Annotated in this window: 13 protein-coding genes and 1 pseudogene; 6 read left to right on the top strand and 8 right to left on the bottom strand. The window is 58.9% G+C overall.

Annotation, left to right across the window (positions count from 1 at the left end):
- Window positions 1-20: 20 nt before the first annotated feature.
- From livG to ACIQVE_RS10775, 4 genes and pseudogenes are all read right to left on the bottom strand, one after another.
- Window positions 21-788: a high-affinity branched-chain amino acid ABC transporter ATP-binding protein LivG gene (gene livG / locus ACIQVE_RS10790; protein ID WP_042557989.1), complete on the bottom strand. Its 768-nt coding sequence runs from the start codon at window positions 786-788 to the stop codon at window positions 21-23.
- Entirely contained in the window at window positions 785-2,041 is a 1,257-nt protein-coding gene (locus ACIQVE_RS10785; protein ID WP_402807717.1) for a high-affinity branched-chain amino acid ABC transporter permease LivM, read from the bottom strand. Before ACIQVE_RS10785 ends, livG begins: the two co-directional genes overlap by 4 nt.
- Window positions 2,038-2,847, bottom strand: a pseudogene (gene livH, locus ACIQVE_RS10780) (high-affinity branched-chain amino acid ABC transporter permease LivH); the annotation flags it as partial. The gene ACIQVE_RS10785 and the pseudogene livH, both read right to left, overlap by 4 nt.
- Window positions 2,848-2,868: 21 nt before the next feature.
- On the bottom strand, window positions 2,869-3,996 hold the full coding sequence (locus tag ACIQVE_RS10775) for a branched-chain amino acid ABC transporter substrate-binding protein (protein WP_402807714.1): 1,128 nt from the start codon (window positions 3,994-3,996) through the stop codon (window positions 2,869-2,871).
- A gap of 354 nt (window positions 3,997-4,350) precedes the next feature.
- Between ACIQVE_RS10775 and ACIQVE_RS10770 the strand changes: the two genes are divergently transcribed.
- Window positions 4,351-4,656, top strand: a complete 306-nt coding sequence (locus ACIQVE_RS10770; protein WP_402807711.1) for a DUF2288 domain-containing protein — start codon at window positions 4,351-4,353, stop codon at window positions 4,654-4,656.
- Window positions 4,657-4,969: 313 nt separating this feature from the next.
- Here ACIQVE_RS10770 and ACIQVE_RS10765 read toward each other — a convergent pair whose 3' ends face one another.
- Window positions 4,970-7,168: a hypothetical protein gene (locus ACIQVE_RS10765; protein WP_402807708.1), complete on the bottom strand. Its 2,199-nt coding sequence runs from the start codon at window positions 7,166-7,168 to the stop codon at window positions 4,970-4,972.
- Between the two features lie 193 nt (window positions 7,169-7,361).
- Here ACIQVE_RS10765 and ACIQVE_RS10760 point away from each other — a divergent pair, with 193 nt between their 5' ends.
- Window positions 7,362-8,258: an NAD(P)-dependent oxidoreductase gene (locus ACIQVE_RS10760; protein WP_402807706.1), complete on the top strand. Its 897-nt coding sequence runs from the start codon at window positions 7,362-7,364 to the stop codon at window positions 8,256-8,258.
- Here ACIQVE_RS10760 and ACIQVE_RS10755 read toward each other — a convergent pair.
- Window positions 8,149-10,431 carry a putative bifunctional diguanylate cyclase/phosphodiesterase gene (locus ACIQVE_RS10755; protein WP_402807704.1) on the bottom strand — a complete coding sequence of 761 codons (2,283 nt, stop codon included), beginning with the start codon at window positions 10,429-10,431 and terminating at the stop codon, window positions 8,149-8,151. The genes ACIQVE_RS10760 and ACIQVE_RS10755 overlap by 110 nt on opposite strands.
- A gap of 145 nt (window positions 10,432-10,576) precedes the next feature.
- Window positions 10,577-10,945, bottom strand: a complete 369-nt coding sequence (locus tag ACIQVE_RS10750) for a YkgJ family cysteine cluster protein (RefSeq protein ID WP_402807701.1) — start codon at window positions 10,943-10,945, stop codon at window positions 10,577-10,579.
- Between the two features lie 301 nt (window positions 10,946-11,246).
- Between ACIQVE_RS10750 and ACIQVE_RS10745 the strand changes: the two genes are divergently transcribed.
- Complete coding sequence (locus ACIQVE_RS10745; RefSeq protein ID WP_402807698.1) at window positions 11,247-12,596, top strand: spinster family MFS transporter; 1,350 nt, start codon at window positions 11,247-11,249, stop codon at window positions 12,594-12,596.
- 182 nt (window positions 12,597-12,778) lie between these two features.
- Here the strand turns inward: ACIQVE_RS10745 and rapA are convergent, their stop codons facing one another.
- On the bottom strand, window positions 12,779-15,625 hold the full coding sequence (gene rapA, locus ACIQVE_RS10740) for an RNA polymerase-associated protein RapA (RefSeq protein WP_402807696.1): 2,847 nt from the start codon (window positions 15,623-15,625) through the stop codon (window positions 12,779-12,781).
- 241 nt (window positions 15,626-15,866) lie between these two features.
- Between rapA and ACIQVE_RS10735 the strand changes: the two genes are divergently transcribed.
- The 3 genes from ACIQVE_RS10735 (at window position 15,867) to ccoM (ending at window position 16,764) form a co-directional block, all read left to right on the top strand.
- A complete protein-coding gene (locus tag ACIQVE_RS10735; protein WP_402807694.1) occupies window positions 15,867-16,208 on the top strand; it encodes an aspartate-semialdehyde dehydrogenase in 342 nt (113 codons plus the stop codon).
- A gap of 135 nt (window positions 16,209-16,343) precedes the next feature.
- Window positions 16,344-16,505: a hypothetical protein gene (locus ACIQVE_RS10730; RefSeq protein ID WP_402807692.1), complete on the top strand. Its 162-nt coding sequence runs from the start codon at window positions 16,344-16,346 to the stop codon at window positions 16,503-16,505.
- Window positions 16,506-16,650: 145 nt separating this feature from the next.
- The gene (gene ccoM, locus ACIQVE_RS10725; protein WP_003222396.1) at window positions 16,651-16,764 is read left to right on the top strand and encodes a cytochrome c oxidase subunit CcoM; all 114 of its coding nucleotides are present in this window, start codon (window positions 16,651-16,653) and stop codon (window positions 16,762-16,764) included.
- The last annotated feature ends 321 nt before the right edge of the window (window positions 16,765-17,085 follow it).

The following is a 17,085-nucleotide window of genomic DNA, read 5'->3' as shown; positions in this document are numbered from 1 at the left end:
ACTTTTTCGAAATGCAGCATTTACGCTTCCCCCAGGTAGGCTTTGATCACTTCAGGATTGTCGCGGATCTGTTCCGGCGTACCGTCGGCCAGAGGCGTGCCCTGGTTGATCACAACGATGTGGTCGGAAATGCTCATGACCAGTTTCATGTCGTGCTCGATCAGCAGCACGGTGACGTTGTGCTCTTCACGCAGCATGCTGATCAGTGCTTTGAGGTCTTCGGTTTCCTTCGGGTTCAGGCCGGCGGCCGGTTCGTCGAGCATGAGGATCCGCGGACGGGTCATCATGCAGCGGGCGATTTCCAGACGACGTTGCTGACCGTAGGCCAAGGTGCCGGCGGTACGGTTGGCGAACTCTTTGAGGTTGACCTTATCCAGCCAGTACTCGGCAAATTCCATCGCCTCGCGCTCGCTTTTGCGGAACGCCGGGGTCTTGAACAGGCCGGACAGGAAGTTGGTGTTCAGGTGACGGTGCTGGGCGATCAACAGGTTCTCGACCGCCGTCATGTCCTTGAACAGCCGCACGTTCTGGAAGGTACGCACCACGCCTTTGAGGGCGATCTTGTGGCCTGGCAGGCCCTGGATCGGCTCACCGTCGAGCAGGATGCTGCCGCCGCTTGGCTGATAGAACCCGGTCAGGCAGTTGAACACGGTGGTCTTGCCCGCGCCGTTCGGCCCGATCAGTGCAACCACCTGTTTTTCCTTCACGGTCAGGGCCACGCCGTTGACCGCCAGCAAGCCGCCGAAGCGCATGCTCAGGTTTTCAACTTTAAGGATCTCGCGGCTCATTTTCGCAACTCCATGTGTGGGCGTTGCATCGGCAGCAGACCTTGTGGACGCCAGATCATCATCAACACCATCAGGGCACCGAACATCAACATGCGGTACTCGCTGAACTCACGCATCATTTCCGGCAACAGGATCATCACCACGGCCGCGAGAATCACGCCCAGTTGCGAGCCCATGCCACCCAACACGACGATGGCGAGAATGATCGCCGACTCGATGAAGGTGAACGACTCCGGCGTGACCAAGCCTTGGCGAGCTGCGAAGAAGCTGCCGGCAAAACCGGCGAATGCAGCGCCGAGGGTGAACGCGGAAAGCTTGATCACGGTTGGGTTGAGACCTAGCGCGCGGCAAGCGATTTCGTCTTCACGCAGCGCTTCCCACGCACGGCCGATCGGCATGCGCAGCAAACGGTTGATGACGAACAGTGCCGCCAGCGCCAGCAACAGGGCAACGAGGTAAAGGAAGATCACCTTGTTGATCGAGTTGTATTGCAGGCCGAAATACTCGTGGAAGGTTTGCATGCCTTCTGCGGCTTTGCGTTCGAAGGTCAAACCGAAGAACGTCGGCTTCTCGATGTTGCTGATGCCGTTCGGACCACCGGTGATGTCGGTGAGATTACGCAAGAACAGACGAATGATCTCGCCGAAACCGAGGGTCACGATCGCCAGATAGTCACCGCGCAAACGCAAGACCGGGAAGCCCAGCAAGAAGCCGAACGTCGCCGCCATCAGGCCGGCAATCGGCAGGCAGATCCAGAAGCTCAGGCCGTAGTAGTGCGACAACAGCGCGTAGCTGTAGGCGCCGACGGCGTAGAAACCGACGTAACCGAGGTCGAGCAGACCGGCCAGACCGACGACGATGTTCAGGCCCAGGCCGAGCATCACGTAGATCAGGATCAGCGTGGCGATATCCACCGCACCACGGGAGCCGAAGAACGGCCACACCAGCGCAAGCAGGATCAGCGCAATGATGAAATAGCGCTGAGTGGTCGGCAGGGTCAGGAAGTTGCTGGCCTTGGCCGGGATCAGTGGCATGCCCGGCGACGATCGCCAGGCCTTGCTGATCTGCTGGTTGAACAGCACGCGCAGGAACATCAGCACCGAGCAGATGGCGATGGTCGCCAGAACGGCCGTGCTGGTGTTGTGCACTTCCAGGTTGATGCCGACGATGGTCAGTTTCAGACCGAGTACCGGGTAGGCCACGGCCCACACCAGCAAGGCACTGAACAGTGCCTGTTTTAGATTCCTAGTCATACTTTCTCAACCTCCGGACGGCCCAGAATGCCGGTCGGACGGAACAACAGCACCAGAACCAACAAGCCGAAAGCCACGACGTCCTTGTACTGGTCGCCGAAGATATCGGCACCGAACGCTTCCGCCACCCCAAGCACCAAGCCGCCGAGCATGGCGCCGGGGATGCTGCCGATGCCGCCCAGTACTGCGGCGGTGAAGGCTTTGAGGCCGACGAGGAAACCGGCGTTCGGGTTGATCACCCCGTATTGCATGCTCAGCAGTACAGCCGCGACGGCCGCCAGCGCAGCACCAATGACGAAGGTCAGGGCGATGATGTTGTTGGTGTTGATGCCGAGCAGGTTGGCCATCTTGATGTCTTCGGCACAGGCGCGGCAGGCGCGGCCCAGACGAGAGCGTGAGATGAACAATGTCAGGCCGAGCATGGCGATCAACGTGACCACGAACACCACGATCTGCATGTAGGAAATCAGCACTTCTTGTGCGCCACCTGGCCCGAAAACAATGTTGCCCGGAATCAGGTTGGGGATCGCTTTGTCCTTGGAGTCTTGCGCCAGCAGAACCGTGTTCTGCAGGAAGATCGACATACCGATGGCGGAAATCAGCGGGATCAGACGGTTGCTGCCGCGCAGAGGGCGGTAGGCGATCCGTTCGATGCTGTAACCGTAGGAACTGGTCACGACGATGCTGGCAATGAAGGCCGCCGTCATCAACAGCGGGACACTGTCGAGTCCCATCATTGTCAGCCCGGCGATGGCGATGAACGCCACGTAAGAGCCAATCATGTACACCTCGCCGTGGGCTTTATTGGCAGTCAGTTCGGCTGTGCCTTACTGAGGCGAAGCTTCAGTTTTCGGCTTGCCGTTGTGCCACTCGTAGACGACGAATTTGAAGTCTTTCAAGTCGCCCTTGGCGTCGTAGCTCAGGTCGCCAGTCGGGGTCTTGAAGGTACCGGCGTGAATGGCTTCAGCCACTTTGGTCGGGTCTTCGGACTTGGCAGCCTTGATGCCTTCGGCAATCAGGGTCACGGCCGAGTAGGACGGGAACACGAACGGGCCGCTTGGGTCTTCTTTCTTCGCTTTGAATGCATCAGCCAGGGCGATGTTGGCAGGGTCCTGGTCGAAGGATTTCGGCAGGGTTACCAGCAGGCCTTCGGCAGCGTCTTTGGCGATCTGGGTGATCGAGTCGTTACCCACGCCTTCCGGACCCATGAACTTGGCTTTCAGGCCTTTTTCCTGGGCTTGGCGCAGGATCAGACCCAGCTCTGGGTGGTAGCCGCCGTAGTAAACGAAGTCGACGTTGGCTTGCTTGAGTTTGGCAATGATTGCCGAGAAGTCCTTGTCGCCGGCGTTGACGCCTTCGAACACGGCAACTTTGGTGCCTTTCTTCTCAAGAGTCGATTTGACGGCAGTGGCAATGCCTTCACCGTATTGCTGCTTGTCGTGCAGCACGCCGACGATTTTCGGTTTGACGTGGTCGGCGATGTAGTTACCGGCGGCAGGGCCCTGGGCGCTGTCCAGACCGATAGTACGGAAGATCATTTTGTAACCACGGGCGGTGATGTCCGGGCTGGTGGCAGCCGGGGTGATCATGATCACGCCTTCGTCTTCGTAGATATCCGAAGCCGGTTGAGTGGAGCTGGAGCACAGGTGACCGACCACGAACTTGACGCCGTCGTTGACGACCTTGTTCGCCACCGCTACCGCTTGTTTTGGATCGCAGGCATCGTCGTATTCAACGGCTTGAAGTTGCTTGCCGTCGACGCCGCCCTTGGCGTTGATCTGTTCGATGGCCATTTTCGCGCCACTGAACTGCATGTCGCCGTATTGGGCTACTGGACCGGTTTTAGGACCGGCGATACCGATTTTGATGGTGTCAGCTGCGAACGAATGGCTGGCAACCCCGGCCAGAACCATAGCGGCAAACAGTTTGGAAATCTGCTTAGTAGCCTTAGTCATAGTGCTCCACTCTTACTGTTGTAATTTTTTTTTGAGTTCTGGCGCCGTAGCAGCAGAACCGGGTCAGATATCTTTGCGATACCCTGCGGAAATGCCCTCGGCAACTGTACCGGTACAGTGTAGAGCGCCGGTTGTTGGCCTGGGAAGCGGGCGCCGAGGGACAAAACTTGAGGGTGTCGCATTTTTGAATGAAAAAGACAGAATTGCGGCGGGGCGTTCGTGGGCATATATCCCAATCAACAGCATTCCTTGGCGTTCCTGCTCTTTTCGTTCGGTACAGCTTTTTGCAACCGGGTTTTTCTGGCGGACCACCGACGTTATTATTCGCGTCGATTTCTTTTCCGGACAGTTCCCATGAATCAAGAACCTAGCACCCTCTATGCCAAGCTGCTTGGTGAAACCGCATCTATTACCTGGAAAGAGCTGGAGCCGTTCTTCGCCAAGGGTGCCCTATTGTGGGTCGACCCGAGCCTGGATCTGATCGCCGCCGCCGAAGCCGTGGCCTCGGATGAAGGCGAGAAAGTCGCTGCCTGGCTGGCCGAAGACAGGGTCGCCAAGCTGTCTGAATCGCGGGCGCTGGACCTTTTCGAGCGTGACCCTGCGCTGTGGGCGGTGGTGGTCAGTCCGTGGATTTTGATCCAGGAAAGGGCGGGCGAATAACTGGTCGCACCTTATTGGTGCGCGACATCGGCCAACGAAAGTGTGTAGCCGAGTAGCGTGATGGCACGTTGCCGTAGAGATTCGCCACAGGCGGGGGTGGCATAACGGTGACGTAAACGTAACGGGCACAGTTTAGTAAGCAGCCTAACGGCTGCTTAATTGTTTCTGGATGTTAGAGGACTGGATTTTTGCAGTGAAATTGATGGCCCCTTCGCGAGCAAGCTCGCTCCCACATTTTACCGAGTTCCATCTATAGAAATACGGTCAACTGTGGGAGCGAGCTTGCTCGCGAATGGGGCGACTCGGTCTCGGATCAGACCGTAAACGACTTCCCGGTATGGTTATTCAGCGAAATAACCTTGGTCTTGCCAATCCGGTGACGGTAGATCTCGCGCAGGTACTTGATCGACTTCTTCACGCAATCACGCGACAGACGAATGTCGTTGATCGAGACAAACTTCTCTTTATCGTTGATCAGCTCGCGATACTTCTTCTCGTACATCGGTTTGATCGCGTACCAGTTGGTGTCGAGGATCTTCGCCGGGTTCTCGAACTCGTTGAGCAGTTCGTCGATGCGGTCTTCGTCGAATTCTTCATTGATGATGAAGTCGAGGATCGAGTTATCCAGCGTCTCGTCGAAACGGTACGGGTTCTTCGCGAAGCAGCGCTTGATGAACGCCACGATCAAGGTCAGGAAGTCGTCCGACAGGCACGGGCTCTTGGCGATCAACGTAGTCAGCGACAGGTTGGCCGAGGCGCCGATCACCAGCGCGTAGCGCTTGAGCGTGGTGTTGGGGAACAGGCTGTTGAGGTGCGTCTTCAACCGGTTCAGATCCATGTACGACAGCTTGTAGTCTTTGGGCAGCGAGACAATCGAGACCACCGACGAGCAGTTCTTGAAGAAGTGCAGGTCGTGCAGCGCAGCGGCGTCGTAACCGGAATTCTTGTACTGCTCAAGCGAGGCGCGATAGCGCTTGGATTCGATCGGCAACAGGCTGATGCCTTCGATCGCCTGGGTGACTTTGTTGAAGTGCGGCAGGTCGATCGAACGGAAAAAGAGATCGTCGATGTTCAGGCGCTGCGGCTCTTTCTCGAACACCTTGAACTTGTCGCTGCTTGGCGGCGGGGTTTCCGGCACCACCGATTCGGCGTAGGCAATCGCCACCGGCCCGGCCAGGCTCATGAACAGGTCGTTGGCGTCGAGGCGAATGGTTTCGCCGATGTCGATGCCGGCACGACGGAAGTAGTTCTGGTCGTAGTCGGTGGTGACTGCCTGCGCCGTCAGAATGTTGAAGATCTGCTGCGAGATGTACTGGTTGGCGTGTTTTTCCATCGCATTGACATCAATGTTCTGGATGTTGCCGTCATCGCTCTCTTCGGCGTAACGCATGATGTCGTTGGAGATCAGCATCATCGCGTTCCATGGGCGAATACGCCCCATCACGCTGGCTTCGCTGCTGTCTTCATTGGCGAAGTTGTAGGAGAAATCCCATTCTTCCGAGAGGTATTTGCACAGCAGGCGTCCGGCGTTGATGTGCAGCGCCTCGGACATTTCGCTGCGGTGATCGGAAATGTTCGGCAGCACGCAGATGCCGCTGGTGAAGATCGGCTCGAACACGAACGAATGACCGCTTTTGCCGTCATGTTCGTCCATCGGTTTGGTGTCGAACGTCTTGTTCATGTACGAGTGCTGCTGGGCCAGGCCGAATTCCGAGGCCATGCCCGAACCGGTACCGCCGCCGGCACTGAAGATCGAGAAGTAAAGGCGCGACTGGTTGGCCTTGATGCCGCAGCTGTCGATCAGGTACGAATGGATCATTTTCCAGTCTGGGCTGGAGAAGCGCTGGGTGTCCTTGTTGAGGATGATCTTCGCCAGGTACTGGCCGAGGATCGGCGCGTTACCGGCGCCACCGGCGTGGACTTCAGACAAGTCCATGATCTTCATTTTGCTGTAGTCACGCAGAAAGCCGCTTTTCTCGCCCTTGCGTGAGAAACGGATGCGCCCTGCAATGTCCTTGTCGAGGTCGCCGAGCATTACCAGCGGTTCCACCAGAAACACCGGTTTGCTGGCCTTGTTCGTGCCAAGTCGCAGGTTGTTTTTGATCCACTGCGCCGGGCTGTAGCCTTTGTCGGCCGAACGTCGGTCGGCTGCACGGTCTTCGTTGTTGAATTCGTTGAGGTAGAACTTGCGTGCGTTGTACACCAGCTCCGCCACATCGAGGGCGATGTTGGAGCCGCAGCGACCGAGGCCGATCAGGCACACCGACGGGAATTCCTGATCGTTGTGCTGTTCGTTGTCGCCTTCCAGGTGCGGTGGGCGAGGGAACACCATATCGCGCAAACCATCGAGGTTGTCGAGGATGCGGTCGGTATTGGTTTCGGTGAAGTACAGGTATTGCTGGGTCGACAGCGGGCGTGAGGGAACCGAAGGCTTGGACGATGACGGGCTGTTCGCAGCCGGGCTCAAGGTCAGATCGGATACCGCTGTGGCGGGATTATTTTTAGAAGTCATTGTGCGCCATATACCTGGACTGTTGGCTCGCTGACCAGTGCCTGCGAACCTCACGGAATAAGATCTCGCGTCTTTTTTGCGCGAATTTGGCCCGGGCGTCAGGGACTTGGCCTGACTGTCGCTCGGGGGAATCCTTTCCTGATCGTTGATGAATCGGCCATTATTCGGCGATCTTTAATCAAAAGGAGGCTAAATGATGTCATCGCGATCTTCGTTGGGGTTTGCCGGAATCGGCCTGATGGGCCTGCCGATGTGCCGACGCCTGCTGGCGGCGGGTTATCCGCTGACGGTGTGGAATCGCAACCCGGCCAAGTGCGCGCCACTGGTCGCGGCCGGCGCCCGCCAAGTCGCCAACCCCTTTGAGTTGTGCGAACACGCCGACGTTGTGATGTTGTGCCTGGCGGATACCGCAGTGGTGCGCGAGGTGGTGTTTGGCCCGGCCGGTGTCGCCGAGGGCGCGAAGGGCGGCCAGTTACTGGTGGATTTTTCCAGCCTCGAACCCACGGCCACCCGTGAGATGGCCGCGCAATTACTGAGTCAAACCGGCATGGCCTGGCTCGACTCTCCAGTGTCCGGCGGGGTGGTCGGCGCCGAGGCCGGCAGTTTGGCGATCATGGTCGGTGGTGAGCCGGCGGATGTTGAGCGTGTACGCGCGGTGCTGCTTGATCTTGGTCAACGCGTCACGCACATGGGGGGCGTGGGTGCCGGTCAAGTGACCAAGGCCTGCAATCAGATGATCGTCGCCTGCAATGCCTTGGTGATAGCCGAAGTGGTGGCGCTGGCCGAGCAGGCCGGGGTCGATGCGAGCTTGATCGCGGAAGCGTTGGCCGGTGGTTTTGCCGATTCGAAACCGTTGCAGATCCTCGCCCCGCAAATGGCCGAGAGTCGGTTTGAACCGGTGAAGTGGCACGTACGCACGCTGCTCAAGGATCTCGACACCGCGGTGAAATTCTCCCGCGAGCAAGGCTCGGCCACGCCGATCAGCGGATTGGCCGCACAACTGATGCGCCTGCATGGGGCGCAGGGCTTTTTGGCGAAGGATCCAGCGACACTGGTGCAAATGTACCGCGCGCCAGAATCAACGGATTGACCGAGTGTGATTGTTTGCGTTGATTGATTTCTTCCAGCACCGGGCGTAGCTCGTCCAGCGGCACGGGGCGGCTGAGCAAGTAGCCCTGAATGAAATCACAGCCCGAACGTTCGAGAAATTCGTACTGCTCCAGGCTTTCCACGCCCTCGGTGACCACCTGTAAATGCAGGGTGTGGGCCATGACGATGATCGCCTGAACGATTTCCATGTCCGCCGTCGCCTTGGGGATGTCGAGAATGAACGAACGGTCGATCTTCAGCGTGTTGAGTGGCAAGCGCTTGAGGTAGGCCAGCGACGAGTAGCCGGTGCCGAAGTCATCGATCGACAGTGACACGCCGAGGGCGCGAATCTGGCGCAACAGCACCAGGGTGTTGGCGATGTTGCCCATCAAGGCGTTTTCGGTGACTTCCAGCTCCAGTCGTTCCGGCGCAACACCGGCGGTGCGCAGTGCGTTTTCGATTTCGTCGGCCAGCTCTTCGCGAGCCAGGTTCAGCGGTGAACAGTTCCAGGCGATTTTCAGTTCTTCGCAGCCATGTTTCGACAGCTCGCCCAAGTCCTTGCAGGCCCGGCGCAGCACCCAGTTGTCCAGTTCGGCAATCAGGCCATTGTTTTCCGCGATGCTGATAAAAGAGTCAGGTGTCAGCAGACCACGAGTCGGATGCTGCCAGCGGATCAGCGCTTCGAGCTTGGTCACCCGACCGGTTTTAAGTTCGAAGATCGGTTGGTAATACAGCATCAGGCCGTTTTCTTCGCGCAGGGCGTGGCGCAGTTCTTCTTCGAGTTGCAGTTCCAGGGTCGCGCGGTTTTTCAGGCTGGAATTGAAAAAGTGCAGGCCGTTGCGCCCGGCGCCCTTGGATTGATACAGCGCCAGATCGGCGTGCTTGAGCAGTTCTTCGCAAGTGCTGCCATCTTCAGGAAACAGGCTGATGCCGATGCTGGTGGTCATCACCATGCGGCGTCCGGCCAGTTCTATCGGCTCTTTCATCTTGGTCATGATGCGCTGGGCCATGTTGCGCGCCTCTTCACGGTCGCGCAGGCTGATCAGGATGCAGAACTCGTCACCGCCGAAACGCGCGACCACGTCTTCATGGCTGCGCACCGAACTTTTGATGTGATCGGCAATGACCTTGAGCAGGGCATCGCCGGCGTCGTGGCCAAGGCTGTCGTTGATGCGCTTGAAGTGGTCGATGTCCAGAAACATCACCGCGAGCATGCCGCCTTCAGTGGTTTTCTGGTTGAGCTTCTCGGCAAAGATCTGGTTGAAGCCGCGGCGGTTGATCAGGTTGGTCAGGGCGTCGTAGTTGGCCACCTGTTGCAGCGCCATGCGCGCCTGATCGAGTTGGCTGAGCAGGGCGTTGACCCGGCGCAGGTCGTTTTCCTTGTTCTGTAGTTTTTTGTCGGCCAGCGCCGCGCTGATCGCGCTGCTCAGAATCAGCAGGATGATCAGCGCGACTGTCAGGCCCAGTTGGAGCTGGCTGGTATCGACCGGCGTCGCGGGCAGGCTGCCCTCGGGCAACACCAGCTGCAGTGCCGCCATCCCGGTGAAATGCATGCTGAAAATACCCGCGCCGAGAATCAGCGCAGCGCTGTACTTGAGCAGTTGATGAGCCATGCCACTGCCTTCACGCAGGTAGCCGGCTACCCACAGTGCGGCGAAACTGGCGCCGATGGCGATAGCGATCGACAGCACAAACAAGGACGGCTCGTAGTACGCGGTGGCGCGCGATTCCATGGCGGCCATACCGACGTAATGCATGCCGGCGATACCGAGACCGATCAGCAGTGCGGTTTTCAGGTAGAGCACCAGACTGGGCCGCGCGTGGCTCAGGGTGTACATCGCCAGCCAAGAGGCGAGCAGGGCGATCAACAGGGAAAACAGGGTGATCGGCAGGTCGTACTGGATTTCGATCGGCGCCTGAAAGGCGAGCATGCCGATGAAGTGCATGGCCCAGATGCCGCCGGCCAGACAGGTCGCGCCTATCCAGCGCCACAATCGCCGCGAACTCGGGTCATCGGCGTGGGCAACCCGCTCGGCCATATCGAGGGTCGCAAAACTCGCGGCGCAGGCAACCAGATAGGCCACCAGCACCAGCAACGGGTTGTGTGAGCAATCAAGAATGACCTGACCGCTCTCTGGCAGCTCGGTAACAAACTGCAAACCAAGCCACTCCATAGCATGCCCCGTCTCTGAAGACCTTACCGCGCGGTTAACGCTGGCTGATGACAGGAGTATAGAGGCGGTTTTCGGCGAGCAAGCGATAGTGGCACATTGGCGCTAATGATTTCGGCATTAGCGTCATAGCGATTGGCGCTAAGCGTCAGGCGCTCTTGTCAAAGGGGATTTCAGCCCAGTCCGGTTGCAAGGGGGGCAGGCCGAAGCGGGCGCGCGCCTTGTCGCAATCGATATTCTGCTCGCCGTTTTCCCAGGACGACTCGAATTCACGGCAGGGGCTGGAGCGTTTGTCATAAATCGAACAGCTCACGTTGCTACCAACTTCACCCTCCAATGCCGTGCATCGCGGCGATTTGCAGTCGGTGCCGTTCATTGCCACCCGGCTGGGAGATATTTGCGTCACCAGATCATCGGGCACAGTTCCCCCGGACGAAGCACATTCACCCCAGAAAAAAGACACGCGAAAATGGGAACAGCAGGCACCGCAATTCAGACACGGACTGACTTCGGACATTGGGGAAGGTATCAAAAGGATTGATCGGGAGATCCGGGCGGATCCGGCGGCCATTCTAGGCTTCGCAACGGCGTTGGGAAGAGGGGCTTGAAATTATTTTTTTGTGGCAAGGTTTTGCCATAAAAGCCCCGGATTCACGGGGATTGCAGACTTATCAAGGGCTTACGTTTCGTTACAGTGGCATGGCCCTATATCAGGCAGACGAATGATCACAGACAGCCGCGTCCGCGCTGACTAGATTGCAGGTTCCGGGCTCGAATGCGTTGGCAGTGAAGCCCCATAACAATAAAGAGACGGACCCATGCAGAACTCGACCCAAGCGGCGAATGCCTGGCGCATTCTGTTCCTGCTGTTCCTCGCCAACCTGTTCAACTTCTTCGACCGCACTATCCCGGCGATCATCATCGAGCCGATCCGCATGGAATGGCATCTCAGCGACTTTCAGCTGGGCATCGTCGGTACGGCGTTCACCATTGTCTATGCGATTGCCGGGTTGCCGCTTGGGCGCATGGCTGACACGGGGTCACGCAGCAAACTGATGGGCTGGGGCCTGGCGACGTGGAGCGCGCTGACTGCGGTCAACGGGCTGGTCGGCAGTTTCTGGAGTTTTCTGATCGTGCGCATGGGCATCGGCATTGGTGAAGCCAGTTACGCGCCGGCCGCCAACTCGCTGATCGGTGATCTGTTTCCTGCTCATCGTCGGGCGCGGGCCATGGGCATTTTCATGCTGGGGCTGCCGCTGGGGTTGCTGCTGGCGTTCTTCACCATCGGCTGGATGGTCAAGGCGTTCGATAGCTGGCGCGCGCCGTTCTTCATCGCAGCCGTGCCGGGGTTGCTGCTGGCGGTGTTCATGTTTTACATCAAGGAACCCAAGCGTGGCGCGGCGGAAAGCGTGCAGGTGTCGCAGGAGAAAGTCGACAAGCCGATCCGCCGGATCCTCGCCGTGCCGACCTTCCTGTGGCTGGTCATGGCGGGGCTGTGCTTCAACTTCGCCACCTATGCCTGCAACTCGTTTCTGGTGCCGATGCTGCAGCGTTATTTCCTCATGCCGTTGCAGGACGCTGCGGTGGCCACCGGGGTGATCGTCGGCGTCACCGGACTGGTCGGCCTGACCCTCGGCGGCTGGATCGCCGACAAAATTCACCAGCGCGTGGCCAATGGGCGGCTGTTGTTTGCAGCATTCAGCCTGATCATCTCGACTGTGTGCACGGCGTGGGCGTTGCATGCCGGGCGGATCGAGATCGGTTTGTTTGTCGCGGTGTTCAGCCTGGGTTGGCTGTTTGCCTACAACTTCTACACTTGCGTGTACACGGCGATTCAGGACGTGGTCGAACCGCGCCTGCGAGCCACGGCGATGGCGCTGTTTTTTGCCGGGCTGTATTTGCTGGGCGGCGGTTTGGGGCCGGTGGTGGTGGGTGGCTTGTCCGACCATTTCGCGCATACGGCGATGTTGGAGGCCGGAGCGGGGCAGATGACCGAAGCGTTCAAGGCTGTCGGGTTGCATGATGCGATGTACCTGATTCCTGTGGCGCTGTTACTGACCATGGTGTTTCTGTTTTTGGCGGCGCGGTGTTTTGTGCGGGATGCGCAGCGGATGAAGGATGGGTTGGTGGCTGTGGTTGAACCGCAGGTTGCAGCGGTGACTGCATAACCGCTATCGCGAGCAAGCTCGCTCCCACAGTTTTTGCAGTGTTCACGGAGTTCTTGTACGACTCGGACACTGTGGGAGCGAGCTTGCTCGCGAAGGGGGATCGGCATCGCCTGATAAATAACAGACAAACAAAAAGGCCCGCATCGCTGCGGGCCTTCTTTTTAGCGGTGAAGCAGGGCGGATTAACCCGCCACCAGCACCCGGATCGCTTCCAGGCGCAACGCCGCTTTATCCAGCATCGCCAGGCCCTGCTCACGCTGCTCACGCAACGCAACCAGTTCGCTGTCACGTACGGTCGGGTTGACCGCTTGCAACGCGGTCAGACGCGCCAGCTCTTCGTCGGTGTCGGCCGCCAGACGGCGACGTGCCTCGGCCACGCGCTCGGCGTGACGCGGGGTGATCTTCTCTTCACCGGCGTTGATCCGTGGCGTCAGTTGATCGCGCTGAGCCTGGATGAACTTGTTGGCGCTGGCACGTGGCACGCTTTCGAGCTGATCATTCAGCGTTTCGAACGAGACGCGTGACGACAAGTCGTTGCCATTGGCATCCAGCAGGCAGCGCAGGGCAGCCGGCGGCAGGTAACGACCCAGTTGTAGCGAGCGCGGGGCAACCACTTCGCTGACGTAGAGCAGTTCCAGCAACACGGTGCCCGGTTTCAGCGCCTTGTTCTTGATCAGCGCGACGGCGGTGTTGCCCATCGAACCGGATAGCACCAGATCCATGCCGCCCTGCACCATCGGGTGTTCCCAGGTGATGAACTGCATGTCTTCGCTTGACAGCTCCTGGTTGCGGTCGTAGGTGATGGTCACGCCTTCGTCGTCGCCCAGCGGGAAACTGGCGTCGAGCATCTTCTCGCTCGGCTTGAGGATCAGGGCGTTTTCCGAATGGTCTTCGCTGTCGATGCCGAACGCGTCGAACAGGGTTTCCATGTAGATCGGCAGGGCGAACTGATCGTCTTGCTCAAGGATGTCCTCGACCAACTGATCACCTTCGCCCGAACCGCCAGAGTTGAGTTCCAGCAGACGGTCACGACCGGTGTGCAGCTCTTGTTCCAGACGCTCGCGCTCGGTGCGCGCCTCGTCGATCAGTGCTTGCCACTCAGCGTCGTCGGCTTCTTCCAGCAGCGGCAGCAGGCGCGGGCCGAACTGGTGCTGCAAGGCGTTGCCGGTCGGGCACGTGTTGAGGAACGCATTCAACGCTTCGTGATACCACTGGAACAGGCGCTCTTGCGGGCTGGTTTCCAGGTACGGCACGTGCAGTTCGATGATGTGTTTCTGACCGATCCGGTCGAGACGACCGATCCGCTGTTCCAGCAGGTCCGGATGCGCCGGCAGATCGAACAGCACCAAATGGTGCGCGAACTGGAAGTTGCGACCTTCACTGCCGATTTCCGAGCAGATCAGTACCTGCGCGCCAAACTCTTCGTCGGCGAAGTAGGCGGCGGCGCGGTCACGCTCAAGGATGTTCATGCCTTCATGGAACACCGTGGCCGGGATGCCGGAACGCACGCGCAGGGCGTCTTCCAGGTCCATCGCGGTTTCGGCATGGGCGCAGATCACCAGCACTTTGGTGCGCTTGAGCATTTTCAGCTGATCGATCAGCCACTCGACGCGCGGGTCGAATTTCCACCAGCGCTCTTCTTCGCTTGCGTCCGGCTGCGCCTGGAAGCTGACTTCCGGATACAGCTCGGCGTGGTCGCCCAGCGGCAATTCGAGGTATTCGTCCGGGCACGGCAGCGGGTATGGGTGCAGATTGCGCTGCGGGAAACCCTGCACGGCGGCGCGGGTGTTCCGGAACAGCACGCGACCGGTGCCGTGGCGGTCGAGCAATTCACGCACGAGACGGGCGCTGGCTTCGGTGTCGCCATCGTTGACTGCGGCCAACAAGGCTTCGCCTTCGTTGCCGAGGAAACCGTGGATGGTCTTGTGTGCTTCAGGCGACAGGCGCCCTTTGTCCAGCAGCTCCTGAACGGCTTCGGCCACCGGGCGATAGTTTTCGCTCTCGGCGCGGAAGGCGGCCAGGTCGTGGAAACGGTTCGGATCAAGCAGACGCAGACGGGCGAAGTGGCTGTCCTGACCGAGTTGTTCCGGGGTCGCGGTGAGCAGCAACACGCCAGGAATCACTTCGGCCAGTTGCTCGACCAGCGAATACTCGGCGCTGGCCTTTTCTTCGTGCCAGACCAGGTGGTGCGCTTCGTCGACCACCAGCAAGTCCCAGCCGGCCGCGAACAGTGCATCCTGGGCTTTCTCGTCTTCGACCAGCCATTCCAGCGCAACCAGCGCCAGTTGGGTGTCTTCGAACGGGTTGGCGGCATCGCTTTCGATGAAGCGCTCTTCGTCGAACAGCGCGACTTGCAGGTTGAAGCGGCGGCGCATCTCCACCAGCCACTGGTGCTGAAGGTTTTCCGGCACCAGGATCAACACGCGATTGGCACGGCCCGAGAGCAATTGGCGATGGATCACCAGACCGGCTTCGATGGTTTTACCCAGGCCCACTTCGTCCGCCAGCAATACACGCGGCGCGATGCGGTCGGCGACTTCACGGGCGATGTGCAACTGGTGCGCGATCGGTTGCGCACGCACGCCGCCCAGGCCCCAGAGCGCAGACTGCAACTGGCGGCTGGTGTGTTCGAGGGTGTTGTAACGCAGGGAGAACCACGCCAACGGGTCGATCTGGCCGGCGAACAGACGGTCGCTGGCCAGACGGAACTGAATGAAGTTCGACAGCTGGGTTTCCGGCAGGGTGACGGCTTCGTTCTGCGCGTTGAGGCCGTGATAGACCATCAAGCCATCGACGTCGTCGACTTGCTGGACGGTCATCTTCCAGCCTTCGAAGTGGGTAATGCTGTCACCGGGCGAGAACCGCACGCGGGTGAGGGGCGCATTCCGTAGCGCGTACTGGCGGGTTTCGCCAGTGGCCGGGTAAAGCACGGTCAACAAGCGGCCGTCCTGTGCCAGAACGGTGCCTAAACCAAGCTCTGCTTCGCTGTCACTGATCCAGCGTTGCCCCGGTTGATACTGCTGCGCCATGCTGCCTGACTCCCACCTTGAAAAAGCGGGCTATCTTAACGGAATGCAGGCTTCAGGGCCAAAGGATTAGGCGCAGCGGCAAGCTTTTAGATACAAGCTGCAATCAGAAACAAATGCGGTCATCTGTCAGTTTCCGAAGGTTCTGCGGCACCAGTGAGTGCCAACCCGGTCACAAGTTTGCGACCGACGGCTCAAGGCGCCTTCGTCGCAGCCGATAGCGTGCTGACAGGAGACCCTTTATATGTTGCCACCGATGCTCCCCTTGAGCGTTGTGCCAGTCACTTCCCAGCAGGATCCGATTCGTCAACGACCGGACATTCCTCCTGTGGTGCCGGTGCAGGAAAGCTCAAACGAAAGCACGATCGATCTGCAAAAACGCGATCCTGAAGAGGACGGTTTGCTGCTGCGCGAAGAACAGCGTCGTCAGCAAGAGCGTGATCGCCGTCGCCGCGAAGCCGATGAAGACCCGGAAGAACACCTCGCCGTACCCGGTAACGAACTCAATGTCGACAACACCGTGCCCGTGGTGCCGCTGATGGAAGATCAGCCGCGTCAGGGTTTGTGGGTCGATATCGAGATCTGATCATCGTCACTTAAATGAATTGTTGTAGAGCGTGGGTGCTGGCGACTGGTCAGCGCTGGCGTCAGGCTGCATTATTGAGGCAGTCCTGCCGGTCCTGCGGCAGTTGTGATTCATTCAAACGATGCACTGAGCGCTATGAGCCAAGACGACAAACTGATCGACCTCAATTCTGAGCGCGCCAAGCGCGTGCATGACATCAAAGAGAAGCGCTTGAATGAAGTGCGCAATGCCTTCGAGCAGGCGATGCCGTTGGGAAAAGCCAAGAAAAAGTCAAAAAACACGCCGAAAAAGCGTTGATCTCCCTCTGCATCTGTTGATGCAGGTCAGTTATTTCCCCTCCTTTGCGTTCTGTGTTGGCCGGACTTGATCCTGGTCAATTTGTGCGCCTGCGTGTTTGGTTATCTTAGTTCCATCGCAGCAGAGCAGGGCCAGGAGGCCAGTCATGTTTTTCGATAACGTGGTTTTTGCCGGAGTGCTGACCGTCGGCCTCATGGTTCTGTTTTTTGCAGGGTTTGGATTTTTTATCTGGAAGGATGCGAATAAGCGCAAGAAGTGATTCTTCTGGATTGATGAGCACGCAAGGCATTTTGGGCGACTTCGGTTGCCCTTTTTTTTGTGCCTTGGCGGCCTGTGGGCCGACCAGGTTGTTGGGTGTTCTTTGTGAATATCCGTTTTTTTTTGTGATGGCGGCTTAGGGTTCCGCCCTTACGGCGGGTCACTTTGGCAGACGCCCCAAAGTAACCAAAGGTCTGTGCCCTGACGTTCGGCCCACTCGCTGGGGCTCGGGGTTCCTTCGTTCCGCGATTGATCCGGGCGCATCGCCTGCGGTTTGCTTCGCTGCACCTCCTCTCGATGTTCTCCCCGGATGAACCCCGGA

Origin of the sequence: Pseudomonas sp. NPDC098747, assembly GCF_044760045.1 — a bacterium.
Taxonomy (GTDB): Bacteria; Pseudomonadota; Gammaproteobacteria; order Pseudomonadales; family Pseudomonadaceae; genus Aquipseudomonas.
Note: the sequence above shows the minus strand (reverse complement) of the source record. Positions and strands in the feature narration are given on the sequence as shown.